The sequence below is a fragment of the Microbispora sp. CL1-1 genome (genome assembly GCF_012034195.1).
Taxonomy (GTDB): domain Bacteria; phylum Actinomycetota; class Actinomycetes; order Streptosporangiales; family Streptosporangiaceae; genus Microbispora.
The window spans coordinates 1-24,888 of record NZ_JAATEK010000019.1 but is presented as its reverse complement, the minus strand read 5'-3'; the positions used below and the strand labels follow the sequence as shown (position 1 = coordinate 24,888).

At 71.8% G+C, this 24,888-nt stretch carries 22 protein-coding genes; 7 read left to right on the top strand and 15 right to left on the bottom strand.

The window, feature by feature from the left end; genetic code table 11:
• The first annotated feature begins 22 nt into the window (after window positions 1-22).
• Window positions 23-1,489, top strand: a complete 1,467-nt coding sequence (locus tag HCK04_RS22000) for an MDR family MFS transporter (RefSeq protein ID WP_142649262.1) — start codon at window positions 23-25, stop codon at window positions 1,487-1,489.
• Window positions 1,490-1,766: 277 nt separating this feature from the next.
• Here HCK04_RS22000 and HCK04_RS21995 read toward each other — a convergent pair whose 3' ends face one another.
• The 3 genes from HCK04_RS21995 to HCK04_RS21985 are packed head-to-tail and all read right to left on the bottom strand — an operon-like array spanning window position 1,767 to window position 4,486.
• Window positions 1,767-2,585: a MerR family transcriptional regulator gene (locus HCK04_RS21995; protein WP_142649261.1), complete on the bottom strand. Its 819-nt coding sequence runs from the start codon at window positions 2,583-2,585 to the stop codon at window positions 1,767-1,769.
• A 21-nt stretch (window positions 2,586-2,606) separates the two neighbouring features.
• Window positions 2,607-3,836, bottom strand: coding sequence for an anhydro-N-acetylmuramic acid kinase (locus tag HCK04_RS21990; protein WP_142649260.1), 1,230 nt, complete (start codon window positions 3,834-3,836; stop codon window positions 2,607-2,609).
• 20 nt (window positions 3,837-3,856) lie between these two features.
• A complete protein-coding gene (locus HCK04_RS21985; protein ID WP_142649259.1) occupies window positions 3,857-4,486 on the bottom strand; it encodes a TetR/AcrR family transcriptional regulator in 630 nt (209 codons plus the stop codon).
• A 76-nt stretch (window positions 4,487-4,562) separates the two neighbouring features.
• Here HCK04_RS21985 and HCK04_RS21980 point away from each other — a divergent pair, with 76 nt between their 5' ends.
• Window positions 4,563-5,276 (top strand): carboxymuconolactone decarboxylase family protein, encoded by a 714-nt coding sequence (locus HCK04_RS21980; protein ID WP_260617367.1) that lies wholly within the window; start codon window positions 4,563-4,565, stop codon window positions 5,274-5,276.
• 147 nt (window positions 5,277-5,423) lie between these two features.
• Here HCK04_RS21980 and HCK04_RS21975 read toward each other — a convergent pair whose 3' ends face one another.
• Window positions 5,424-6,980, bottom strand: a complete 1,557-nt coding sequence (locus HCK04_RS21975; RefSeq protein ID WP_142649258.1) for a family 10 glycosylhydrolase — start codon at window positions 6,978-6,980, stop codon at window positions 5,424-5,426.
• Window positions 6,981-7,224: 244 nt separating this feature from the next.
• Here HCK04_RS21975 and HCK04_RS21970 point away from each other — a divergent pair, with 244 nt between their 5' ends.
• Window positions 7,225-8,121: a MurR/RpiR family transcriptional regulator gene (locus tag HCK04_RS21970; RefSeq protein WP_142649257.1), complete on the top strand. Its 897-nt coding sequence runs from the start codon at window positions 7,225-7,227 to the stop codon at window positions 8,119-8,121.
• A gap of 62 nt (window positions 8,122-8,183) precedes the next feature.
• Here HCK04_RS21970 and murQ read toward each other — a convergent pair whose 3' ends face one another.
• From murQ to HCK04_RS44285, 7 genes are all read right to left on the bottom strand, one after another.
• Complete coding sequence (gene murQ, locus HCK04_RS21965) at window positions 8,184-9,179, bottom strand: N-acetylmuramic acid 6-phosphate etherase (protein ID WP_142649256.1); 996 nt, start codon at window positions 9,177-9,179, stop codon at window positions 8,184-8,186.
• A 65-nt stretch (window positions 9,180-9,244) separates the two neighbouring features.
• A complete protein-coding gene (locus tag HCK04_RS21960; RefSeq protein ID WP_142649255.1) occupies window positions 9,245-10,249 on the bottom strand; it encodes an ABC transporter ATP-binding protein in 1,005 nt (334 codons plus the stop codon).
• Window positions 10,246-11,277: an ABC transporter ATP-binding protein gene (locus tag HCK04_RS21955; protein ID WP_142649254.1), complete on the bottom strand. Its 1,032-nt coding sequence runs from the start codon at window positions 11,275-11,277 to the stop codon at window positions 10,246-10,248. Before HCK04_RS21955 ends, HCK04_RS21960 begins: the two co-directional genes overlap by 4 nt.
• Before the next feature lie 2 nt (window positions 11,278-11,279).
• The gene (locus HCK04_RS21950) at window positions 11,280-12,188 is read right to left on the bottom strand and encodes an ABC transporter permease (RefSeq protein ID WP_142649253.1); all 909 of its coding nucleotides are present in this window, start codon (window positions 12,186-12,188) and stop codon (window positions 11,280-11,282) included.
• A 94-nt stretch (window positions 12,189-12,282) separates the two neighbouring features.
• The gene (locus tag HCK04_RS21945; protein WP_142649252.1) at window positions 12,283-13,290 is read right to left on the bottom strand and encodes an ABC transporter permease; all 1,008 of its coding nucleotides are present in this window, start codon (window positions 13,288-13,290) and stop codon (window positions 12,283-12,285) included.
• Between the two features lie 3 nt (window positions 13,291-13,293).
• Window positions 13,294-15,114 carry an ABC transporter substrate-binding protein gene (locus tag HCK04_RS21940; protein WP_142649251.1) on the bottom strand — a complete coding sequence of 607 codons (1,821 nt, stop codon included), beginning with the start codon at window positions 15,112-15,114 and terminating at the stop codon, window positions 13,294-13,296.
• A 67-nt stretch (window positions 15,115-15,181) separates the two neighbouring features.
• The gene (locus HCK04_RS44285; RefSeq protein WP_168066165.1) at window positions 15,182-15,319 is read right to left on the bottom strand and encodes a hypothetical protein; all 138 of its coding nucleotides are present in this window, start codon (window positions 15,317-15,319) and stop codon (window positions 15,182-15,184) included.
• A 52-nt stretch (window positions 15,320-15,371) separates the two neighbouring features.
• Between HCK04_RS44285 and HCK04_RS44280 the strand changes: the two genes are divergently transcribed.
• Together HCK04_RS44280 and HCK04_RS21925 are read left to right on the top strand one after the other, a co-directional pair.
• Window positions 15,372-15,572: a hypothetical protein gene (locus HCK04_RS44280; protein WP_167530662.1), complete on the top strand. Its 201-nt coding sequence runs from the start codon at window positions 15,372-15,374 to the stop codon at window positions 15,570-15,572.
• A 2-nt stretch (window positions 15,573-15,574) separates the two neighbouring features.
• Window positions 15,575-16,825 (top strand): sulfite exporter TauE/SafE family protein, encoded by a 1,251-nt coding sequence (locus tag HCK04_RS21925; RefSeq protein ID WP_168066163.1) that lies wholly within the window; start codon window positions 15,575-15,577, stop codon window positions 16,823-16,825.
• A gap of 127 nt (window positions 16,826-16,952) precedes the next feature.
• Here the strand turns inward: HCK04_RS21925 and HCK04_RS21920 are convergent, their stop codons facing one another.
• Entirely contained in the window at window positions 16,953-17,972 is a 1,020-nt protein-coding gene (locus HCK04_RS21920; protein WP_142649249.1) for a hypothetical protein, read from the bottom strand.
• A gap of 255 nt (window positions 17,973-18,227) precedes the next feature.
• Between HCK04_RS21920 and HCK04_RS21915 the strand changes: the two genes are divergently transcribed.
• Entirely contained in the window at window positions 18,228-19,679 is a 1,452-nt protein-coding gene (locus tag HCK04_RS21915) for a tetratricopeptide repeat protein (protein ID WP_142649248.1), read from the top strand.
• Window positions 19,680-19,897: 218 nt separating this feature from the next.
• Here the strand turns inward: HCK04_RS21915 and ald are convergent, their stop codons facing one another.
• A complete protein-coding gene (gene ald, locus HCK04_RS21910; protein WP_142649247.1) occupies window positions 19,898-21,013 on the bottom strand; it encodes an alanine dehydrogenase in 1,116 nt (371 codons plus the stop codon).
• Between the two features lie 67 nt (window positions 21,014-21,080).
• The gene (locus HCK04_RS21905) at window positions 21,081-22,463 is read right to left on the bottom strand and encodes an aspartate aminotransferase family protein (protein WP_142649246.1); all 1,383 of its coding nucleotides are present in this window, start codon (window positions 22,461-22,463) and stop codon (window positions 21,081-21,083) included.
• Window positions 22,464-22,712: 249 nt separating this feature from the next.
• Between HCK04_RS21905 and HCK04_RS21900 the strand changes: the two genes are divergently transcribed.
• Window positions 22,713-24,065, top strand: a complete 1,353-nt coding sequence (locus HCK04_RS21900; protein WP_142649245.1) for a M20/M25/M40 family metallo-hydrolase — start codon at window positions 22,713-22,715, stop codon at window positions 24,063-24,065.
• Window positions 24,066-24,179: 114 nt separating this feature from the next.
• Here the strand turns inward: HCK04_RS21900 and HCK04_RS21895 are convergent.
• A partial coding sequence (locus HCK04_RS21895) for a pectate lyase (protein ID WP_168066161.1) occupies window positions 24,180-24,888 on the bottom strand: 709 nt, incomplete at its 5' end.

Below are 24,888 nucleotides of genomic sequence, written 5' to 3'. Positions count from 1 at the left end.
ACTCTTATTTGAGAGCGAGACGATGACGGAGACCACTGAGGCGAAGCTGTCGCCGCAGGTGAAGAAGGCGCTGATCGCGCTGCTCGTGGGCGGGATCGCGGCGATCCTCGACTCCACGATGGTGACGCTGGCGATCCACACATTGGTGGTGAAGCTGCACACGACCACCGGCACGATCCAGTGGGTCACCACCGGATTCCTGCTGGCGGTGGCCGTCGCGATCCCGGTCACCGGGTGGGCGGAGCGCCGCTGGGGCGGCAAGCGGGTCTGGATGGCCGCGCTGGTGCTGTTCGTGCTCGCCTCGGTGCTGTGCGCGGCGGCGTGGAACGGCGCGAGCCTGATCGGCTTCCGGGTACTGCAGGGCTTCGGCGCCGGGCTGATCTTCCCGCTGATGCAGACGCTCGCGGTGAGGGCCGCAGGCGGACAGGTCGACAGCCGGCTGATGGCGACCGTCAGCCTGCCGATCGCGCTCGGCCCGATCCTCGGCCCGGTGATCGGCGGGGTGATCCTCGACTGGCTGAGCTGGCGCTGGCTGTTCCTCATCAACGTGCCCGTGATCGCCGCCGGGCTGCTGCTGGCGTGGCGGTTCCTGCCCGCCGACCGCCCCGGCGCCACGTCCGGGCGCGGGCGCCTGGACTGGACCGGTCTGGCGCTGCTCGCACCGGCGCTGGCGGGGATCCTCCTCGGCCTCTCGCAGCTCTCCAGGGAGGGCGGGATCGGCCACGCCGGGGTGCTGGCGCCGCTGGTCGCCGGGGTCGTCCTGCTGGCCGCGTTCGTCGCGTGGGCGGCGCGGCCCGGCGAGCGCGAGCCGATCGTCGACGTCCGGCTGCTGCGCGTCCGCTCGCTCGGCAGCGCCTCCGCGGTTCTGTTCACCGCCGGCGCGGCGATGTACGCCGGCATGTTCCTGCTGCCGCTGTACTACCAGCAGCTTCGGGGCGACAGCGTGCTCGACGCCGGGCTGCTGCTGATCCCGCAGGGTGTCGGCGCGCTCGCCTCGCGCTTCGTGGTCGGCGGGCTGGCCGACCGGTTCGGGGCACGCGCCGTGACGATCGGCGGCTTTCTGCTCACCGCCGTCGCCACCGTCCCCTTCGCGCTCGCGGGGCCGGACACGAGCCTGTGGTGGCTGGGAGCAGTGCTGCTGGTCCGCGGCCTGGGGACCGGGGTGGTGCTGATCCCGCCGATGTCCGTCGCCTACCAGGACATCCGGCCGACGGACATTCCGCACGCCACCATGAACACCCGCATCGCCCAGCAGGTGGGAGCGTCGTTCGGCACCGCCGTGGTCGCCGTCGCCCTGCAGTCGCTCCTCGGCGACGGCGCCGCGGCCGCCTTTCACGGCGCGTTCTGGTGGGCGATCGGCATCGCCGTCGTGGCGGTCGTCCCCGCCGTCGTCCTCCCGGCCCGTACGAGGGCGAGCCGGGCGGCGACGCCGGTGCACGGCGACGAGGCCACGAGTCCCCGGACGGCCGCACCGGAAGAGGTGGCGTGACCCCGGGGGTCCTCACGCCGGGGCGTCGCGGACCTCGTCCGCGACGCCCCGGCCCTGGAACCTCGGTTCGGTACGCCTATGGGCTTGCCTGCGGGCGGGTCCCGGCTCCACTCGATCACCGCCCGCAGCGACCGATGCCGCGGCCCCGCCGTACGGCCGCCGCGCAGCGCCGGCCGTTCGCCCACCGCCTCGGCGAGCTGCCGCATCGGTAACTGCGCCGGAAGGAACCGTCCGTGCCGCTCGTTCCAGCCGGTGAGCGCCGGTGGACGGCGCGCTGCTACGAGGCGAGCGGCTCCTGGAGTTCGGTCACCCAGCCGGCGGGGTCGTCGGGGCACTCCAGGTAGAGCTCTCTGGCGTACCCGGCGGAGCGCTCACCGCCGTCGGCGATCCACCGGGCCAGCGTCTGCGAGGTCGGGAGGACGTCGTCCATCGGCCCGCGGTGCACGATCGTGGCCGCCCGCTCGATCGCGGGCAGGTCCACGACCGCGAAGTCCTGACCGTCTCCGGACGCGACCGCGACCGGCAGCGCCACGTGCGCGAGGATCCCGTCGCCGCCCGGGGCGTCCTCGTAGTAGGCGATCCCCGGCCCCACCGGGGTCACCCCGGCCTCGTCCAGCCTGCGGCACAGCTCCTGGAACAGCGGGCCGACCACCGGGCCGATGTCCTCGGGCTCGTAGCTGCGCGCCACGGCGCCGAGCTCGGCCACCCGGACAGCGGGGATGCGCTTGACCACCACGTCGTCGGTGCTCATGTGTCCCTCACTTTCGATCGTCCGGAACCTCGCCTCGACCTGGGCCAGCCGGGCCGCCGCGGCGGCCATCGCCGCCTCCAGCTCGGCCTGCCGCAGCCGCAGCATCCCGCGCAGTTCCCCGGCGCTCACCTGCTCGTCCAGGATCTCCTGCACCTGACCGAGGGTGAAACCCAGGTCCTTGAGCGCGATGATCCGGTTGAGGCGGGCGAGCTGGCCCGCCTCGTAGAAGCGGTAGCCGCTCGCGGGATCGACGTGGGCCGGGCGGAGCAGCCCGATCGCGTCGTAGTGGCGCAGCATGCGGACCGACACGCGGCCGTGCCTGGCGAAGTCTCCGATCGTGAACATGATGCGGCCGATTCCAGCGCCTCACACGGTGTGAGGGTCAACCACGCCGCCCATGCGGATCCGCCGAGGCGGCAGGTCCAGCGGCGCAGGCAGCCGCAGCGGGCCGGGACCGGGGGTGATCGTGCCGAGCACGCGCGCCCCTGTGGCGCCGGTGCACGCGGGCACGGTGCCGGGCAGGCCGTGCGCGGTGAGCCAGCCGAGATAAGAGAACGCGACGGCCTCCTTGGCGTCCGAGGGCACGCCGAGGTCGTCGCTCGGCAGCAGCCGCACGCCGTCGGCCCGCTCGCGCAGCGCGCGCATCAGGGCCGGGTTGCGCACGCCGCCCCCGGAGACGACGACCGTGCCGAGCCCGTGCCGCCGCAGCTCCGCCGCGACCGTCTCCGCGGTCAGCGCCGTGAGCGTCGCCACCAGGTCGGGCAGGCCCAGCGCGTACGGCCCGGCGATCCGGTCCAGATAGCCCGCGTTGAACAGTTCCTTGCCCGTCGTCTTGGGCGGCGGCCGGTGATAGTAGGGCTCGGCGAGCAGCTCGGCCAGCAGCCCCTCGTGGACCTTCCCCGCCGCGGCCAGCCTGCCGTCCTCGTCGTACGGCATGCCGGTGGCGGCGCGCACGGCCGCGTCCGTCAGCGCCGAGGCCGGGCCGGTGTCATAGGCGAGCGGAGGCTCGCAAGCGGCAGGGCCGAGCGGAGGCTCGCAAGCGGCAGGGCCGAGCGGCGGCTCGCAGGCGGTGGGGGCGACGGTGATGTTGGCGATGCCGCCCAGGTTGAGCGCGCCCGCGCGTCCCGCCGAGGCGGGCAGCCCGGCCAGCAGCGGCAGGTCGAAGGCGGACACGAGCGGCGCGCCCTGCCCGCCCGCGGCCACGTCGCGCACCCGCAGGTCCGACACGACCGGCACGCCGAGCCGTTCGGCGATCCAGGCGGGCTGCCCGAGCTGGAGCGTCCCGCGCACGCGCCCGTCCTCCACCCAGTGGTACATCGTCTGCCCGTGCGAGCAGACGAGGTCGGCGGCCGGGCAGGCCGCCGCCGCGTCGGCGAACGCCTGTCCGACGAGCGTGTCGAGGCGGCAGACCTCGCCCATGTCCGTACGGCCCGGGGGCAGCGCGGCGACGATCGCGGCCCGCAGCTCGGGCGGGTAGGGCACGGTGGCGGTGTGCTCCACGACCCCGGTGAGCAGGTCGCCGTCGCGCGACCAGCGGACGAGCGCGCAGTCGATCCCGTCGTGGGAGGTCCCTGACATCAGCCCGAGTATGCGCACGCCCACCTCGCCGGGGCCCGTCAGCCGGCTCTCGGCGGGAGGCCGACGAGCTTGGTGAGGAAACGGTCGATCTGCTCCTCGGCTGGCGGCCAGGGCAGGTCGGGCTCGTTGATCCGCTGCGACAGCATGCCGTTCACCGCCGTACGCAGGTCGATCGCGACGGTCGCCGCGTCGTCACGCGGGGCGACGCCGGCGTCCATGCAGCGCTGGACCGCCTCCGTCGTCCTGGCGACCAGCACCTCCTTGAACGGCATGCCGAGCCGCCGGTGGACCGCGCTCTCGTGCAGCACCTTGTAGAGGCCCGGATGCTCGTGGGCCCAGGCGGTCTGCGCGAGGATGCGCGCCCGCAGCCGCGCCGCGGGGTCCTCGTGCGCGGCGTCCGCCTCGTCGCCGGTGCGCACCAGCTCCTCGTTGCAGCGCCGCAGCACGGCGAGCACGAGCGCGTCCCGGTCGGGAAAGTGCAGGTAGACCGAGGTGGCCGCGATCGACACCTCGCGCGCCACGGCCCGCAGCGACAGCGCCTCGTCGTCGGCGAGGGCGTCGAGCATCCGCATGGCCGCCGCGACGATCTCCTCGCGCAGCCGCTCGCCCTGCCCCCGCGCGTTCGGACGGCGGCGGGCGGCGGGAGCCGGGGGCGTGCTTGATTCCATGACCGGCCCATTGTACGAGCACGACTTTCACACTACAGTCGTAGCGCTACAGTCGTTCATCAAAGGAGCGATCCCAGTGACCGTCCACGCTTCGACCGACACGATCAACGAGATGGACCCGGTGTTCGCCCAGATGGCGGCCGCCAGCGTCGGGCACTGCTGGGCGGTGCCCGAGCTGACCGACCGCGAGAAGGTGTTCCTCGCCCTGGTGGCGGACATCTGCCAGCCCGCCCTCGGGCTCCCGTTCGAGATGCACGTCCGCGCGGGGCTGCGGCGGGGCGTGTCCACCGCGGACATGCGGGCACTGCTGCGCCTGATCTCCTACGACAGCGGGTACGTCGCGGCGCTGGGCGCGCTGGAGCGGCTCGCCGAGATCGAGGCCGCGGCCGGGCTCCCCCGTCCGGAGGCGGAACCGCTGCCCAGCGAGCTGCTGGAGACCGGCCCCGGCGCTGCGCCGACTCCGCTGCCCGCGCCCGTGCGGGCCGAGCTGACCAAGCTCGACCCGTACTTCCTGGAGTATTTCGACCTCCAGTCGCGGATGCGGGGCGTCCAGGGCCCGGGCACGCTGAGCGTCCGCGAGCGGGCGTTCATGACGATGAGCGTCGACGTGCACTACCAGACGCTGGACGAGACGTTCCGCATCCACGTGGGCCGCGCCCTGGGGGCCGGCGCGACCCCCGAGGACGTGCGGGCCGTGCTGCGCTTCAACGCGCAGTTCGGGGCGACCCGGGCGTGGCAGGCGTGGAAGGCGCTCAACGCGTGCCTCGCCGACCTCGCCCCCACCCACTGACGTGCGCTGACGTGCGCTGACGTCCCCGCACGCCGCGGCGCCGCGGTCCGCACCGCCTGACGACCGTGCGGACCGCTCGATCCACCCTGCTCAATGCAACCTGCTCAACGGGACCCTGCTCAACGGGCCCTGCTCAATGGGCCCTGCTCAGTGGACGCCGCGTTCCCCGCTCGGCTCGCTCTGCCGGGAGACCCGGTCGACGGCCGTGACGTGGTAGCGGTGGCCGCGTGCGCCGTCCGGATCGACCCAGCGGACGTGCCGGTCCCCCGGGACGACCGCGACCAGGTGCTCCGCGTCGGCGAAGTCCTGCGGGCGGGCGGGCCGGTCGAACCGGAAGACGGCGAACTGGAACGGCGCGCGGGGTCCGGTGGCCTCGACGTGCAGCTCCACGCCCCCGCTCACGCGGCGGGCCGAGGCGAGCACCGGACGGCGCGGCGGCTCGCCGCCCGCGAGCCTCGGCAGCAGCGGTGCGAGCGCGGGCCGGGTGTAGTGCTCGTTCAGCACGCCGCTGATCGACCCGAGGCGGTCGTCGCGGACGTCGGCGGCGTTGTACCAGATGTCTCCGCCGACCTCCGAGTGGTCACGGTTGAGCGTGAGGTGCCGCGACAGCTCGTCCGGCTGGAACCATTCGGCGGGCTGCCCGGCCGTCCCCGCCTTGTACGCCGCCTGGCCGATCCACAGCTGCACGCCGGTGCCGGCGGCCACGCCGGACCACCAGGGGACGAGCTTGGCGTAGTCGGCGTTCGACTGGCCGATGTACCAGTAGAGCTGCGGCGCTATGTAGTCGAGCCAGCCGTTCCTCACCCACGTGCGGGTGTCGGCGTGCAGGTTGTCGTACGACTGGCCGCCGCTGGTGTCGGAGCCCAGCGGGTCGGTGGCCTTGTTGCGCCAGATGCCCGACGGGCCGATGCCCCAGATCACCTCGGGCTTGGCCCGCCGCACGCGCTGCTGCATCTCCCGCACGAGCAGGTCGACGTTGTTGCGCCGCCAGGAGGCCAGGTCGGCGAAGCCCCCGCCGTACGCCGCATAGGCCGCGCTGTCGTCGAACTCGGTGGTGTTGACCGGGTAGAAGTAGTCGTCGAAGTGGACGCCGTCGATGTCGTAGCGGGTGACGGCGTCGAGCATCGCGTCCTGCACGAACGCCCGGACCTCGGGGATGCCGGGGTTGTAGTAGAGCTTCCCGCCGTACGGGACGATCCACTCGGGGTGCTTGCGGCCGGGGTGATCGGGGTGCAGCTTGGCCGGATCGGACTGCATCGACACGCGGTAGGGGTTGAACCAGGCGTGGAACGCCAGCCCCCTCCGGTGGGCCGCCTCGACGGCGAAGCCCAGCGGGTCGTAGCCCGGGTCCTGCCCCTGGACCCCGGTGAGGTACTGCGACCACGGCTCGTACGGGGACGGCCAGAAGGCGTCGGCGGTGGGCCTGATCTGCACGAACACGGAGTTGAGCCGGCGCGCCACGGCAAGGTCGCACCAGGCCTCGAACTCGGCCCGCTGCTGCTCGGGCGTGAGGCCCGTCTTGGACGGCCAGTTGATGTTGACGACCGAGGCGATCCACATGCCGCGCATCTGGCGCAGCGGTGGCACGTAGCCGGCGGAAGAGGCGGAAGCGGGGGACGCGGCGAGGGACGGCAGCGGTGTGGCCGACGCCGCGGCGGCGAGGGCCAGGCCGCGCAGCACGGCACGCCGGGAGGGAGAGCTCAATCGGACCTCCGAAGGCCGGGGGGTTTCGGCGATCACGACACTGACAGAAACTTACTTTCAGATCAATGCGGATAAAAGAAAGTGTCATCGACGTGTAATCTGCCCCAAGAGGTCCTCAGGAGAGACGGCAGCGGGCATCCAGGTCACACCGCACATGTCTCGACATGTGGACTTCTGTCCGCGTTGTCCCGCACCGGCGGGCGCGTGGATCTAAGCTGATCGCGCACAGGAGAGGCTGCACGCAATGAACGAGAACGAGGGCGCACCGGTCAACCCGATCGCGACGGTGCGTGCGGTGTTGCCCTCGCTCACCCCCGCCGCCCAGACCATCGCGCGCCTCATCCTCGACGACCCCGCCATGGTGGCCCGCAGCACCATCACCGAGGTCAGCGCGGTCTCGAGGATCAGCGAGGCGACGATCGTGCGGACGGCACGGGCGCTGGGCTTCGCCGGTTATTCGCAACTGCGGTTCGCCCTCGCGGCGGCCGTCGCCAGGGACACCCCCGAGCGGCTCGTGCCCGGCGACCTCGCCCCCGACGACCCGCTGACCGACGTGATCGCCAAGGTCACCCGGGCCGAGTCGCAGGCGCTCGCCGACACGGCGGCCCAGCTCAGCCCCGACGGTCTCGGCGCGGTCGTGGACGCCGTCGCCGGCGCCCGCCGCGTGGACGTGTACGGCGTGGGCGCCTCCGGCCTCGTCGCGGCCGACATGGCGCAGAAACTGATGCGGATCGGGCTGCCCGGCCACTACTTCACCGACGCCCACCTCGCGCTCACCAGCGCCGCGCTGCTGCGCGAGGGAGACGTGGCCGTCGGGGTGAGCTGCACTGGCGAGACGCCCGACGTGCTCGGCCCGATCCGGGTCGCCCGCAAGGCCGGCGCGACGGCCGTGGCCATCACGAACAACCCGCGCTCGTCGCTGGCCGGGCTCGCCGATCACGTCCTCGTCTCCGCCGGGCGCGAGACGGCGTTCCGGCCGGGCGCGCTGGCCAGCCGGATCAGTCAGTTGCTCATCGTCGACTGCGTCTTCGTCGGCGTCGCGCAGCGCACGTTCGACAGCTCCGACGCGGCCTTACGGGCGACCCGCGACGCGCTCGCCGACTATCTCGGCGACGCCCACCGCCGCGCCCGTTCGGCCTGACCCACCCGCGCGGAACCGTCCGCTCCACCGGTTCCCCGAGAGCGCGGCCACCGGTCAGCCGGTCAGGCCGCGCCGCCGGCGCGGCGGGCGGCCTCCAGCCGGTCGCCGTTGGCCTTCAGCAGCGCCCGGGCGCCGTCCGGGCCAAGGTCGCGCTCGATCATCAGCACCGCCACCTTGACGTTCCAGTCCGCCGCCTCCAACGCGCCCCGCGCGGCGGCGGCCCCCGCGCCGGTGATGTCGCCGACCATCCGCGTCGCCCTGCGCGCGAGCTTCTCGTTCACCGCCGAGACCTCGATCATGGCGTTCCCGTACGTCCTGCCGAGCCGGATCATCACGATCGTGGAGATCATGTTGAGCACGAGCTTCTGCGCGGTGCCCGCCTTGAGCCGGGTCGAGCCGGCCACCACCTCGGGGCCGACGACCACCTCGATCGGATGCTCGGCCCGCTCCGACAGCGGCGACCCCGGGTTGCAGGACAGGCTCACGGTCAGCGCCCCACGGCGGGCGGCCGCGTCCAGCGCCCCCAGCACGAACGGCGCGCGTCCGCTGGCGGAGATCCCCACGAGCGAGTCGAGCAGGCCCAGGCCGCGGTCGGCGACGGCCGCCGCCCCGCCGTCGCGGTCGTCCTCGGCACCCTCGACCGACCGGGTCAGCGCGGCCTCGCCGCCCGCGATGACGCCCTGCACCAGCTCGGGGTCGGTGCCGAAGGTCGGCGGGCATTCCGAGGCGTCGAGCACGCCCAGCCTGCCGGACGTCCCCGCCCCCACGTAGAACAGGCGTCCGCCCCGCGCCATCCGGGCGGCGATCGCGTCGATGGCGGCCGAGACGGCCGGGATGGCCCTGGCCACCGCGCCGGGCACCGTGGCGTCGGCCGCGTTCATCAGGCGGGCGATCTCCTCGGTCGGCAGCCGGTCGATCTCGCGATAACGCGGATCGCTCTGCTCTGTGTACAACTCGCCCTGCTCGGTGTACAACTCGCCCTGCTCGGTATAGAGCTCGCCGAGCTCGGTTTCAAGCTCTCCGTGCTCGGTGGACAGGCCCGTCAGTGGGTCAGTCATCTCGTCCCTGTCGTCGGTTTCCATCTCCGGCCTCCCCCGCTCGCCGTACGCGTCCGGACGACTCCTCACCGGCGGCTCACCGGCAGTGCGACCACGCTGCGGCGCTCGGGATGGAAGCAGGCGTGCTCCTGCGGCGTGTCGCCGTCGCGGCCGAGCGCGGGCCGCTCGCGTTCGCACCGCTCGGTCCTGAACGGGCAGCGCGGCGCGAACAGGCACCCGTCCGGGTACTCTCCCGACGCCTCCACCGGCACCACGCGCTGCTCGCCCGGCGACTCCAGGCCGTGCAGCACCGGTATGGCCGACAGCAGCGCCTGCGTGTAGGGATGCACCGGGGCCGAGATGACGGTCTCGACCGGGCCGCGTTCGACCACCTGGCCGCGATAGATGACGTACAGCTCGCCGTCGGTGCCGATATAGCGGGCAGTCGCCACATCGTGGGTGATGAACAGCACGCTCACCCCGAGCCGCTCGCGCAGGTCCTTGAGCAGCGCGAGGATGCCCAGGCGCAGCGACACATCGATCATCGAGACGGCCTCGTCGGCGACCAGGACCTCGGGATCGACGGTCAGCGCGCGGGCGATCACCACGCGCTGGCGCATGCCGCCCGACAACTGGTGGGGATAACGCGGCAGCACGTAGCCCGGGTCGAGCCCGACCAGCCCGAGCAGCTCCCTGGCCCGCTCGTCCGCCCACGAGTGCGGCCGGCCGGTCTGTTTCGCCCGCAGCGCGAGCGGCGCGGCCAGGGCCTGGTGGATCGTGCGCGTCGGGTTCAGCGCGGAGTAGGGGTCCTGGTGGATGAGCTGCACCCGGCGGAAGTACGGCTGCCGCCTGCGGTGGCTCAGCGACGACATCGCCACGTCGTCGATGACGATCTCCCCGGAGTCGCAGGTCTCCAGCCCGGCGATGATCCGGCCGAGCGTCGTCTTGCCACAGCCCGACTCGCCGATGAACGAGACCGCGCCTCCTTTCGGAATGGCGAAGTCCACGCCGCGCAGCGCGGGCACCTCCCGGGCGCCGAGCACGCCGCCGCGCTGCCGGAACGTCTTCGTGATGCCGATCCCGCTGATCATGCCTGGTCCTCCCCCGTCACGGCGGCCACGGCCGGTCTGTTCCCCTCGTCTTCCCGTACGGCATGGCAGGCCGCCGACCGGGAGCCCGAGACGACCACCGGCGGCCGGCCGGTCTCGCACACGTCCATGCGCAGCGGGCAGCGCTCGCGGAACACGCACCCGTCGGCCGGGATGCCGGCCAGCGTCGGCGGGCGGCCCGGCAGGGCGCATGCCTCGCCGATGTCGCCGACGAGGCGCGGGATGGCCCCGAGCAGCCCCTGGGTGTACGGGTGGCGCGGCGCGGCCAGCACCTCCCGGGTGGGCCCCTGCTCGGCCAGCCGCCCGCCGTACATGACCGCGAGCCGGTCGGCGACCTCGGCGACCACCCCGAGGTCGTGGGTGATGACGAGCGTGGTGAGCCCGCGCTCGGCGTGCACCTCCCGCACGATGCGCAGGATCGTCGCCTGCGTGATCATGTCGAGGGCGGTCGTGGGCTCGTCCAGCACGACGAGGCGGGCGTTCAGCACCAGGGCCAGCATGATGCCGACCCGCTGGCGCATGCCGCCCGACAGCTCGTGCTGATAGCAGTCGAGCACCCGGGCGCCGTCCAGGCCCATCCGGCCGAGCAGGTCGCGGGCGTCGGCCAGCAGGCCGCGCGGGTCCTCGACGCCGTGCGAACGCCCCAGGTCGAGCACCTGCTTGCCGACCGTCTTGAGCGGATTGAGGGAGTTCTGCGCCGCCTGGAAGACATACCCGACGTGCCGCCCCCGGGCTCGGCGCAGCCCCTCGCCGCCGAGCGCGACGACGTCGCCGAGCCCGTCGATCTCGACGCTGCCCGCCGCGATCCTGCCGGGCGGCTGGACGGCGTTGAGCAGCGACAACGCGAGCGTCGACTTGCCGGAGCCCGACTCGCCGACGACACCGGTGATCGTGCCGGGCGCGAGGTCGAGGTCGACGCCGGACACCGCGGGCAGCTCGCCGGCCGGGGTGCGATAGACCACGGTCAGCCCGCGGATCCGGACGCCGGGAGGACTCTGCTCGGGAGCCATGCTCACTCCTCCCGCAGCCGGGGGTTGAAGATCTCGTCCATGGCGTCCACGACCAGCACGATGCCGAGCGTGAGCAGCAGGATCGCCAGCAGCGGCGCCAGCAGATAGGGCAGCGCGGCCGTCGTGGTCAGCGCGCCGCCGCCGAAGACGGCGAGGTTGAGCATGACGCCCCAGTTGTTCGCCTCGAACGGCAGCACGCCCAGGAAGAACAGGCCCACCTGCGCGTAGACCGCGCCGGTCACCGCGATGAGCGCGTTCATCGCGATGTACGGAGCCATGCCGGGCAGCAGCTCCCTGCCGACGATGTGCGTCGTGGACAGGCCGAGCCCCCGGGCCGCCTCGATGAAGCCGCGTTCGCGCAGCGACAGCGTCTGCGACCGCACGGCCCGGGCCACACCGCCCCAGCCGAGCAGCCCGAGCACCAGGCCCATCTCGACCGCGCCGGTGAACTTCCACACGGTCGACAGCACCAGCAGCAGCGGCAGCCCCGGGATCGTGAGCTTCATGTCGGTGAACCGCATGAGCACGGTGTCCCAGCGGCCCCGCCGGAACCCGGCGAACAGCCCGACGCCCGCGCCGACGACGACCGTGATGGCGGCCGTCACGAGGGCCGTCAGCAGGACGTACCGGGAACCGGTGACGACGAGGGCGAGCACGTCCGTCCCCTCGAAGTCGGTGCCGAACGGATGCCGCAGGCTCGGGGGCGCGTAGAGCGCGCTCGTGTCGCGCGGCAGGGGGTCGGGGTAGAGCATCGGCCCGAGGATCCCCATGAGGGCGAACACCACGAGGATGACCGCACCGACCATCCGGCTCGGCTTGCGCCGCATGACCCGCCAGACGCCCCGCCAGAAGTTGCGGCGGACCGCCGCGGCGGCCCCCGTCTCCGCCTCCGGCACGATGGTGGCGCTCATGCGATCCCCTCGCCTGACGGCTCGGGGTGGCATCGTGCCGGAGGCGCGCATATGGCCGCACCACGCGGCACGCTGTGTCTGCTGATTCGCTCGGTCATGCCGCCTCCCCTCCGCTGCGCACCCGGGGGTCGATGACCGTGTAGAGGAGGTCGGCGGCGATGTTCGCGACGACGACCGCCGTCGTGATGAGCAGGAACGCCCCGCCCATCAGCGAGTAGTCGCGGTTGTTGATGCTGTCGATGAGCATCAGCCCCAGGCCCGGGTAGTTGAAGATGCGCTCGATGAAGATCGAGCCGCCGAAGAGCAGGCCCAGCGAGAGAGCCAGGATCGTGAACAGCGGCAGGATCGCGTTGCGCGCCAGGTAGCGGAAGATGATCGACCGCTTCATCCCGCGCAGCTCGGCCGCCAGGATGAAGTCGTCGCCGAGCACGGTGACCACGCTCGACTTCATCGCGAGGATCCACCCGCCATAGCCGGCCAGCGCGTACGTGACGACCGGCAGGGTGGCGTGCTGCACCAGCGAGCCGATGTAGTCGGCGGTGAAGCCGGGGTCGATCACGATGTCGGCCGTCCCCCCGGCGGGGAGGATCGGGATCAGCGTGGTGAAGATCGCCCCCAGCAGCAGCGCCAGCACATACTGCGGCACGCCGTGCAGCAGCGACCCGGAGATGGCGAGGAGGTCGCCCAGCACGCCGGTCCGCTTGATCGCCGCGTAGACGCCCATGACGACGCCGACGAGGAAGCTCAGCAGCGTCCCGGCGAGCACCGGGATCAGGGTCCACTTGGCGGCCGAGAACAGCACGGTGGACACGCCGGTGCCGGGCACGGACAGCGACTGCCCGAGGTCGAGGTGGGCCAGCCCGCCCATGTAGTCGAGATACTGCTCCCACAGGCCGCCCTTCGGCGTGAAGCCGTACAGCGCCTCGACCGCGCGCTGGGCGGCGTCGGGGGCCATGCCCTGCTCGACGAGCTTCTGGTAGCGGGCCAGGAGCGGATCTCCGGGAACGTTTCTGATGATCAGGAAGCTGATCGTCGTGACGACCAGGATCATGACGAACCCGCGGGCCACATGGCCCGCGAGCCGCCTGAGGAGAACCGCCATGGACTACTGCTTCTTCTTGATCAGGCCGAGCTGGATCCAGACGCCGGAGGGCTGACGCAGCAGATCACTCTCGTCCTCCGGGAAGCCGGTGAAGCGGTTGGTGTTGACGAACTGCGTGTTCACGTAGTCCCAGAGCTGGATCACCGGAAGATCCTGGTTGGCCGCCTTGGCGAGCTTGGCGATGACGGCCTTCTGCTCGTCGCCCGTGACGCTGTTGAGCTGGACGGTCAGCTCGCCGGGGTTGACCGTGCCGACGCCCTCGACGTCGATCGTCTCGGGGCCGCCCATCCAGTTGCCGTCCTTGCCGGCCGGCGAGTGCTTGACCTTGCCGCCGAGGATGTTCCAGCCGTTCGAGGAGCCGTACAGGCGCTGGTAGATGTTGTACGGCGCGGGGCCGAGCGCGATGAGCCAGAAGCCGAGGTCATACTTGCCCTCGGCGAGCTCCGACAGATACAGCGGATAGTCGGCCGTGGTCACCACCTCGGCGTCCACCCCGGCCGTGGCGAGCTGGCTGGTGATGGCCTTGGCCGCGGAGACCCAGTCGGAGAACGGCGCCGGGATGTTGATCGTCACCTTCCACGGCTTGCCGTCGGCCAGCGCCCACTTGCCGTCCTTCTTCTGGAGGCCGGCCTCGGTGAACTCCTTCTCCGCCTTCGCCGGGTCCAGCGCGTACGGCTCCAGCGTGTCGAGCTCGGCGCCGAGCCATTCCCTGGCGGCCTTCTGGTGGATGCCCGACGTGGTCACGGCCGCCGTGCCGCCCTCGGGCGAGGCGATCTGCGTGACCTCCTGGCGGTTGATCAGGTAGGCCAGCCCGCGCCGCACGTGCACGTTGTCGTACGGCTTCTTCGCCTGGTTGAACGCCAGCGAGACGGCCACCGGGGAGTAGCCCTTGATCACCTGGTTGCCGGGCGTCGCCTTGATGCGCTTCATCACGTCGGCGGGCACCGCGGTGAACGGTGCGTTGTCGAGCGTGCCGGAGGTCAGATAGTTCCAGATCTGCTCGTTGCCCGTGGTGTTGAGCAGCTTGAGCTGGTCGGGCGCGACGTTGGCGGCGTTGTAGAAGTTCGGGTTCTTCACCAGCAGCGCCTCGCCGGGGTTCATCCGCTTGAGGACGAACGGCCCGGCCGACACGTCCTGGGCCGGAGCGAACGCGAGCACCTTCTCCGACAGCGCCTTGACCTGTCCGCGCGCCGCCTCCGCCTCGGGGCCGTCACCGCGTGCGGCCTTGAGCGTGTCCCAGAAGTCGGCGGGGACGACGCTCTGCCAGACGTGCTCGGGCACCACGAACGCGTCCATGACCCCGCGCACGAACGTGACGCTGGGGTTCTTCATGTCCTGGGTGATCTTGATCGTCCTGTCGTCGACGACCTCGACGTCCGAGGCGGCGCCGGCCGCGCCGGGGTCGACCGCGAAGGCGGTGCTGCCCTGGGTGTAGGCCAGCGCGATGGAGAACTTCACGTCCTCGGCGGTGACGGGCTGCCCGTCCGACCACTTGTTGCCCGGCTGCAGGTGAAGGGTGATGGACGAGTTGTCCGGCGCGATGTCCCAGCTCGCCGCGATGCCCGGATAGAACTGGTTCGGGTCAGTAAGGGTGTTCTTCGCCCAGGCGATCCTCATCGCGTTGTAGCCCCAGAACGCGTTGCCCTTGGGGTTCCACGGGTTGATCGGCGCGTTGACGTCGAGTGACGGCTTGTTGATGTCGACCGTGGTGTAGACACCGCCACCGCCACCGCCGCCCGTGGATTTTCCGCTCGTGCCGCCGCCGCTGCATGCCGCGACGGCCGCGAGGCTGAGCACCGCCGCGACCGCTGTCAGACGTTTCATTGACCGCTCCGGGGGGTTGTTCTGATGCGGATCTTGTCCGGACCTTATGCGGCGGCCCAAGCACAGGTCAATAATCTGCAAAACTCGTGAGGGTTCTGCAACTTTCCTTCATCGCGGTCACGGCGAAACCGAGCGCCGCGACGAACCGCCGCAAGTGGTGGTCTTCTCTCCGGCCGGTCAGCGAACTGTTACTGGTCGCTTCCACGCGATCACATTACGTTGCGAGCAAAGACCCCCGTCCTGCGAGGAGGACCTGCGTGAAGTCCATCGCCCGATTCTGTGGCAACTGCAGCTGCGGCTGCCCCGAGCTGTTCGTGGACGTCTCCGCCCCGGCGGAGCGTCAGGTCGTCATCACCGACGACTTCGGTCAGAAGGTGGAGATGAGCCTCGACCAGCTCGGCTCGCTCGTGGAGGCGGCGAAGACCGGCGCGCTGGACGACCTCGCGCTCACCGGCTGACCGTGGAGCCGGCCGCCCTGTTCGCCGGAGGTCTCGTCGCCGGCCTTGCCGCGGGCACAGCGTCGTGCACCGCCGTCCAGGGCGGCCTCCTCATCGGCCTGGCCGCCCAATCTCGCGGCCAATCTCGCGGCCGGTCTCGCGGCCCGTCCCGCGCCCTGTCTCACGGCCTCGCCCGCGGCCTCCCGCCGGTGGCGGCGTTCCTGACCGGCAGGCTCGCCGCCCACACCGCCCTCGGGGCGCTGCTCGGGCTGCTGGGCGCGGCCGTACAGGTCGGCCCGCGCACCCGCGCGGCACTGCTCGTCGCCGCCGGGACCGCGGTGGTCGTGCTCGCCGTACGGATGCTCCGTCGCCGCCGGTGCGCACAGGCGGAGCCCGGGACGGCGGACGGCGACCCGCGTGCATGCTCGTGCGCGGACGGTGGGCCCGCGCAGGACCGCACACAGATGAAAAGCGCACCGCCGGACAGTGCTTCACCGGACAGTGCTTCACCGGACAGCGCACCACCTGACATCCCGCCGCCGGACAGCGCACCACCGGGCAGCGCACCCCGGCGTCCCGCACTGACAGATGGCGCACCACGGGGTCGTGCACCACTGGGCGGCGGGGCCGGTTCCCCGGGCGGCGGGGCCCGCTCCCCCGGCCTTGCACGGGCGGCGGCGCTGGGCATGGCCACGATCTTCGTACCCTGCGGCGTCACGATCGGCATGGAGGTCGTGGCCGTCGGCTCGGGCTCGGCGCTCGGGGGCGCGGCCACGCTCGCGGGGCTCGCACTCGGCACAGCGCCCGCCTTCGCCGCCCTCGGTCTGCTGCTGCGCACGCTCGTCTCGACCCGGCTGGCCGCCCTCGCGGGGATCGCGGCCCTGGCCGCCGGGCTGTTCACCGCCGGCTCCGGGCTGCGGCTCGGCGGCTGGCTGCCGGACGTCTCCCTGCCGGAGTTCGGCTCCCCCGCCGCCGCTGCGGGACGCGCCCTCACCGGCACGGACGGCGTCCAGCGGCTCACCGTCTGGGCGACCCCGGAGGGGTTCCGGCCCGGGATCGCCGTCGCCGCCGCCGGACGGCCCGTCGAGATCGTCTTCAGGACGAAGGACAACCGGGGCTGCACGCGCACGCTCACGATCGACGACCACGACGTCGTGCTCCCCGTGACCGGAGAGCGCGTGGTGCGGCTGCCCGCCCGTCCGCAGGGGCGGCTGCGCTACGCCTGCGGCATGGGCATGTACGTGGGCTTCGTCAGGTTCGAGCGCTCCCCCTGACCCCCGGGCAATCCCCGCGGGCAGGGCAAGACGGATGCCGGCCGGGGGCTCCGGCCGGCATCCGCCGGGGGTCAGGGAACGCGGGGGCGGGCATCGCAGGGGATCAGGGCACCTCGGGGCACGGGGATCAGGGAACGCGGCGGCTCGCCGCGAGGGCGTTGTCGGCCTGGGTCTGGTTGTAGGTGGCGCGCGTCACGCAGACGTGGTCGGCGGGAGTGGCCCCTCTCCAGACGTATCCCTGCTTGCAGGTGTCCGGCCCGTACGGCCCCCACCCCTGGCGCCGGCTCGCGGCGAGGGCGTTGTCGGCCCGCACCTGGTCGCGGGTGGCGGGCGTCACGCAGACGTGGTCGGCGGGAGTGGTCTCACGCCAGACGTATCCCTGCTTGCACGTGTCCGGCCCGTACGGCTTCTTCACCGAACCCCCCGGCCAGAAGGGCGGGTTCTTCGGCACGGTGTACGTGATCTCGGTCCACCCGGAGTAACGGGTCGCGAAGAGACCGCCCGACCAGGCGCCTTCCACCTTGAAGGTGTAGGTCTTGCCGGGAACCAGCGTCCCCGTGGTGGCCTTGGTCGCGTTGCCCGGCATGTCCACCTGCACACCGGGGTCATACCGGAACAGCACCTTCTTGTACGAGCTGCCGTTCACCCACTGCACCGTCGCCCGGTAGTCGCCGTATGCGACGACCCGCAGGTTCTGCGGCTTGGGCACGGGGCGCAACTGGCCCGCGCCCGGAGGGAAGGAGGGGACGTTCCCGGCGATCGGGATGGGGTCGCTGGAAGCGCACTCCGAGGGGTGCCCGACGCCGGGCCACAGATAGCAGACGGTCACCCGGGGGGCCTGGCCGGCGTAGGCCCGCACGTGCGCGGCGGGAATGGTGAAGGAGGTGGTGGCGCCGCGGTCGTTCCATGTGCCCTCCTGGTAGCCGCCGAACGTCAGGACCGTCGCCTCGCCCGCGACCGTGCCGGAGAAGAACGTGTCCGGCCCCCACGTCACCCGTAACCCGCCGTCGACCGGGATGATGCTGTTGATTCTCGGGGGCCGCCGGTTCACGTCCGCCTGCGCGGGACCGGCCACCGTCGCGCACGTGAGACCGGCGGCCAGCCCGCCGGCCACGAGGGCCTTGACGTACGCTCCACGGCGCTTCATCTGAGTCATCTCTCTTCTCCCGTCCGAGCTCCGTACTGACGAGTCCCACGATGCGCCGGGGCCCTGACCGGCCACATCGTGGCAATCCCTGCGGCCGGTTCCGGGATATCCCGGAACCACCGGCCGCCGGACACGTCGTCGAGCTCAGGTGGGAGCGCGGGGTGTGGTGCCTGCGCGGCGCCGCACCCACGTGTCATCCCAATGTCTTGCCAATAACCCTCCGTGACGACTCGGTTACGTGTCACCCTGTGTCCCATGACACTAGTGGGAGCGACGGAGGCGACCGCGTGGCCCGGGATACCGGTCCCGCGTACCCCTGAACCCCTGGACCCGGCCGAGGCGAACCTGGTCGACAGGGCCCGTGACGGCGACAGCGACGCGGCGCACCGGCTGGGCCGGCTGTGCGCGGAGCGCGACGACCGGCTGGGCGCCCGGCTCTGGTGGGAGCGGGCGGCGCGGGCGGGCAACGTCGACAGCGCCTACAACCTCGGGCTGTGGCACCGCACGCACGGAACGACCGAGGAGGCCATCGGCTGGTTCGAGCTGGCGGCGAACACCGGTGACGCCGACGCGGCGACGAACCTGGCATCACTGCTGCTGGAGCGGCGCGGCGACGCCGACGGAGCACGCAAGTGGTTCGAGCGGGCGGCCGAGGACGGCTCCCGCCACGCGGCCCGGCGGCTGGCCCTGCTCTGCGAGGACCAGGGCGACGGCATCGGCGCGCGGCGCTGGCACTTCAGGGCCGCCGTGGACGGCGACCTGCGCTCGGCCCACGACCTGGGGTTCCTGGGCTACGCCGCAGGCGACGAGGCCGAGGCGCTGCACTGGTGGGAGTACGCGGCACGTGGCGGCCACGCGGAGGCCGCCTATCACATGGCCCTGCTCCTGCACGCGGCACGTGACGAGAAGGGCGCGGAGGCGTTCTACCGGCTCGCCGTCCGCGCCGACCACCCCGGGGCGGCCTTCCGGCTCGGCGACATGGCGCTCTGCCGGGGCGACCTGACCACGGCACGCGCCTGCTTCGAACGGGCGGCGCAGACCGGCCGGCCGGACGCGCGGCGGATGGCCGGTCTCGTCTGCGCCCGGATGGACGACAAGCCGGGGGCCGCCCGATGGTATGGGCAGGCCGCGGCCGACGACCCCGAGGCGGCCTTCCGGCTCGGCCTGCTGCTCGTCGCGGAGCACAACGACCTGAAGGGCGCGCGCCACTGGTTCAGGCGTGCGGCCGAACGCGGGCACCACGGCGCCATGGTCGAGCTGCGGACGCTGCTGCCCCTGCTCGGCGCGTCGCCCGAGACCGAGGAGTGCCTGCTCGACCCGGCCCCGCCCTACTGGAGCCGCCCGGCGGAGCCCGGGCAGGCCGCACGCGCGGAGCTCGCCGTGGCGGCGGCGCGCAGGCGCGGCGACCCGGCGGCGGAGCCCGCGGACCTGGTCGAGATCCTCGGCACGTGGGATCTCGTCACCACCGAGCTCCTCACCGGGGCCTCGCCGCTCGGCGACGGGCCCGACGTGGTGGGCCCGGCGGACACCGTGGGGTGGCTCGCGCAGGCGAGCGGACTGCACCGGGCCGCGATCGAGCACCTCGCCCTGGTGCGCGCGACGCTCCTGCGGCCGGGGACGGCCCCGTTACCCACCCCGGCCGAGGTCGAGCACGTGCTCGGCACCGCGAGGGATCTGCGCAGACGCCTCGGTCTCGGTCGTGCCTGACAAATCACGCCCTGCTGCGCGTGGCCCAGGCGGCGCATCGCGGCGTTCTCGCCCTACCCGCGAAGATTGCTCACCGGCTCACGATCTCCGCGGGGCCCGGATTCGTCGCCCATAGCTCCGGCTATGGCCTCCTCCTCCGCCTTGCGATGCATCCACCTGCACGCTCACGACGGGCAGCGTTTGTCAGGCACTTCCGCGCTGATCCCCCACGTCTGCGGTCAGGCGGCGAGGATCTCCGCGACCGGCGTGTACGCCAGGCCGTGCGCCGAAGCGACGGGCGCGTTGGTGAGGACGCCTGCGTGGGTGTTGAGACCCAGGCCGAGCGCCTCGTCGCCGCGCAGCGCGTCCTTCCAGCCCCTGTCGGCGATCTTCACGGCGTACGGCAGGGTCGCGTTGGTCAGGGCGTAGGTGGAGGTGTTGGCCACCGAGCCCGGCATGTTCGCCACGCAGTAGAACACCGACTCGTGCACGCGGAACGTCGGCTCGGCGTGCGTGGTCGGGCGGGAGTCCTCGAAGCAGCCGCCCTGGTCGATCGCGATGTCGACGAGCACGGAGCCCGGCTTCATGCGGGAGACCAGCTCGTTGGAGACGAGCGTCGGGGCCTTGGCGCCCGGGATGAGCACGGCGCCGATGACCAGGTCGGCCTCGATCACCGCCCGCTCGATCGCGTACGACGTCGAGACCAGCGTCTTCAGCCGGCCCTGGTAGATGGCGTCGATGAAGCGCAGCCGGTCGATGTTTACGTCGAGGATCGTCACGTCGGCGCCCATGCCGACGGCGATCTGCGCCGCGTTGAGGCCGGAGACGCCGCCGCCGATCACGACGACCTTGGCGGGGGCCACGCCGGGCACCCCGCCGGGAAGCACGCCGCGTCCGCCGTTGAACCGCATCAGGTTGTACGCGCCGACCTGGGGGGCCAGCCGCCCGGCGACCTCCGACATCGGGGCCAGCAGCGGCAGCCCGTTGCCGACCTGGACGGTCTCGTACGCGATGGCGGTGGTGCCCGCCGCGAGCAGCGCGTCGGTGCACGGCCGGGAGGCGGCGAGGTGGAGATAGGTGAACAGGATCTGGTCCGCGCGGAGCCGGTGGTACTCCTCCGCGATCGGCTCCTTGACCTTGAGGATCATCTCCGACTCGGCCCACACCTCGTCGGCGCCCTCGACCAGCTTGGCGCCGGCCGCGAGGTACTCCTCGTCGGTGATGTGGGAGCCGAGTCCGGCACCGCGCTGGACGTCGACCTCGTGGCCGTGACGGACGAGCTCGTGGACGCCGGCCGGGGTGGCGGCGACGCGGTATTCGTGGTTCTTGACCTCGGCGGGCACGCCGATCTTCATGAGGTGTGTCCTTTCAAGCGGTCACTCGTCACGGTCGCCCCCTGCCCGGCCGCACGAGCTCTATGGTCTAAAGGCGGGCCCACGCCTCGGTGAGCACCGAACGGAGAATCGACTCGATCTCGTCGAACTCCTTGGGGCCGCAGATCAGCGGCGGGGCGAGCTGCACGACCGGGTCCCCACGGTCGTCCGCCCGGCAGTACAGGCCGGCGTCGTACAGCGCCTTCGAGAGGAAGCCGCGCAGCAGGCGCTCCGACTCCTCCTCGTTGAAGGTCTGCTTGGTGGACTTGTCCTTGACCAGCTCGATTCCGTAGAAGTAGCCCGAGCCGCGGACGTCGCCGACGATCGGCAGGTCGCGCAGCCGGTCGAGGGTCGCCTTGAACACCGGCTCGTTGGCCGTGACGTGCTCAAGCAGCCCCTCCCGCTCGAAGATGTCGAGGTTGGCCAGGGCGACGGCGGCCGACACCGGGTGGCCGCCGAAGGTGTATCCGTGCGCGAAGGTCTCGCTGCCGTGCTTGAACGGCTCGAACAGCCGCTCCGACACGATCATGGCGCCGATGGGCGAGTAACCGCTGGTCAGGCCCTTCGCACAGGTGATGATGTCCGGCACGTAGTCGAACTTCTGGCCGCCGAACATCGTGCCGAGACGGCCGAAGGCGCAGATGACCTCGTCCGACACGAGCAGCACGTCGTGGGCGTCGCAGATCTCGCGCAGGCGCTGGAAGTATCCGGGGGGCGGCGGGAAACAGCCGCCGGCGTTCTGCACCGGCTCGACGAAGACGGCGGCCACGGTGTCCGGGCCCTCCATCTCGATGGCCTTGCCGACCTGGTCGGCGGCCCAGCGGCCGAACGCCTCGGGGTCCTTGTCCAGGCCGGGGAAGCCGGAGATCTCGTCGGCGCGGTAGAGGTTCGTGTTGGGGGCCTTGATCGCGCCGGGCACCAGCGGCTCGAAGACCTGCTTGAGCGCCGGGATGCCGGTGATCGACAGCGCGCCCTGCGGGGTGCCGTGGTAGGCGATGGACCGGCTGACGACCTTGGTCTTCAGCGGCTTGCCCTTGAGCTTGTAGTACTGCTTGGCCAGCTTCCAGGCCGACTCGACGGCCTCGCCGCCGCCGGTGGTGAAGAAGACGCGGTTGAGGTCACCGGGGGTGAGCTCCGCGAGCCGCGCGGCGAGCTCGGCCGCCTTCGGGTGCGCATACGACCACAGGGGGAAGAACGCGAGCTCCTGGGCCTGCTTGGCGGCGGCCTCGGCCAGCTCGGCGCGGCCGTGACCGACCTGCACCACGAACAGTCCGGCCAGGCCGTCGAGATACCGCTTGCCGTGGATGTCGTAGACGTAGGCGCCCTCGCCGCGCACGATCATGGGCACCTCCCCTCCCTCGTAGGAGGAGTGGCGCGTGAAGTGCATCCAGAGATTGTCCTGTGCGGCCTTGAGAACGTCGGGGCGCGTCATCGCAACCTTCCCTCAGGTGATCCGTCGCTGCTGCACAGTGTGCATGCCGCTTCCGCGTTTTGCCAAGTGATTACGTGGCGTCACTGTGAAAGAAGTTCGGATTCCGTGACATCGACATGTAACGGCAACGAAATCCGTCACCGTAGATTGGGGCCGTCCAGGCGCGGGAGCTGGGCCGGCCCGACCTGTGGTCAAATGGGGTTCCACCAGCCGACCTGGCAAGATCCGCGTACATTCCGGGAGAACGTCGTGACACCAGAGGAGATCGAGCGCGCCGTCGAGGAGGGCATGCCGCAGACGGTCGAGGACCTCAAGCGCCTCGTCGCCATACCGTCCGTCGCGTTCCCCGGCCACTCCGAGGCCCCGGTCCTTGAGGCCGCGGCGCTCGTCGAGCGGCTGCTGCGCGACGCCGGCCTCCCGCACGTCCGGCAGATCCCCATCGAGGGCAGCTTCCCCGCCGTGTTCGCCGAGGCGCCCGCCCCCGAAGGGGCCCCGACCGTGCTGCTCTACGCGCACTACGACGTGCAGCCCGCAGGCGACCTCGCCCTGTGGCGCACTCCGCCGTTCGAGCCCACGGTCGTCGACGGGGTCATGCACGGCCGGGGCGCGGCCGACGACAAGAGCGGCGTCATCGCCCACGTGGCCGCGCTGCGCACTTTCAACGGCCGGTTCCCGGTCGGGCTGAAGGTCATCATCGAGGGCCAGGAGGAGTACGCCGGCGAGCGCCTGGAGGCGTTCGTCGAGAAGAACCCCGAACTGCTGCGCGCCGACGCCATGGTCATCGCCGACGTCGGCAACCCCGCGGTGGGCGACCCCGCGATCACCACCTCGCTGCGCGGCATGGCCGCGTTCACCGTGGAGGTCCGCACGCTCGCCGAGGCCGTGCACAGCGGCTCGTTCGGCGGCGCCGCCCCCGACGCGCTGGCCGCGCTCATGCGCATGCTGACCGCCCTGCACGACGACCAGGGCAGCGTACGGGTGCCCGGGCTCGAACCGGGGACCTTCCCCGGCGAGGCCGCCGGCGAAGAGGAGTTCCGCGAGCTCGCCGGAGTGCTCGACGGCGTGTCGCTGGTCGGCGACGGCTCGCTCGCCGACCGGCTCTGGGCGTCGTACGCGATCACGGTGACCGGGCTGGACGTGCCGACCGTGACCGGCGCCATCAACGCGGTCCAGGCGGTGGCCCGCGCGCGCGTCACGATCCGCATCCCCGCGAGCGGTGACTCCCGGCAGGCGCTGAACGACGTGACGGCCTACCTGGAGAAGGTCGCGCCGTGGGGGGTCAAGGTCTCCTTCAGCGACTTCGTCACCGGCTCGGGCTTCCAGATCGAGCCGGGCGGCCCGGCCATGAACGCCGCGGGGCGCGCGCTGGAGCGCGCCTTCGGGCGGGCGCCGCGCCAGGTCGGCCAGGGCGGCTCGATCCCGCTGGTGGCGGCCCTCGCCCGGCAGTTCCCCCAGGCCGAGATCCTGCTGTACGGCGCCGAGGACGACGGCGCCTCGATCCACGCCCCCAACGAACGGCTGGTGCTGGACGAGCTCAAGCGGATCATCACGACCGAGGCCCTGTTCCTCGCCGACTACGGCGGCTGGCACGGCGCGTCCTGAGCCCGCGGCAATCGGACACAGAAGGCCCGGTGGATGGGGGGACCACCGGGCCTTCCGTTTTTCTCGCACCGCCGTCACACGTGGCCCGGGGGATCCGCGGGCCGGCCGGCGCGCTTACTGGTAGTGGATGTCGGAAGAGCTGTAGATGCAGTTCGTGCCGTCGGCGCCCTCACCGATCTTCGTGGGCTCGCTGCCCTTCGGCACACCCTTGTACTTCTCGCAGATCACGATCTTGTGGCTGGAGTCGTTCTTGATCGTGATGTTCGAGAAGCGCGCGGTGTCGCCCCAGTTGGTGTTGATGCCCGCGAGCGCCTTGCCGGGAGAGGTCGCCACGATGTTCGACATCTGGACGTGCCGCTGGTAGGAGTTCGTGCAGTTGCCGCAGGCGCGGTAGAGCTTCCCGAAGTTCTCCACCTGGAAGTTCCTGATGATCATCGTGCCGGGGCCGTTGTGCTGGAACACCTTGTCGGAGGCGCTCCTGGCGCCGCCGCCGTCAATGGTCATGACCTGCGACGACGAGCTGCCCAGCAGGGTGGCGGCGTCCTCGCCGACGTCCTCCCACCAGACGTTCTGCAGCGTGCAGCTGCCCAGGCAGTGGATGCCGTCGGCGCCGGGCGAGCCGATGATCACGTTCTTGAGCGTTGCGCCGTTGGCCAGCTCGAAGATCGGGTCCTGGCTCTCGCTCTGCCCGCCGTCGCCCATGTCACCACTTGCGTAGTAGCGCTTAAGACCGCCGTCCACGGTGCCGGAGACGCTGATCGTGCTGGTGACCGCCTGCGAGCCGTTCGGGCTGGGCCAGCCCGACGGCGGCGGCGTCGGATTC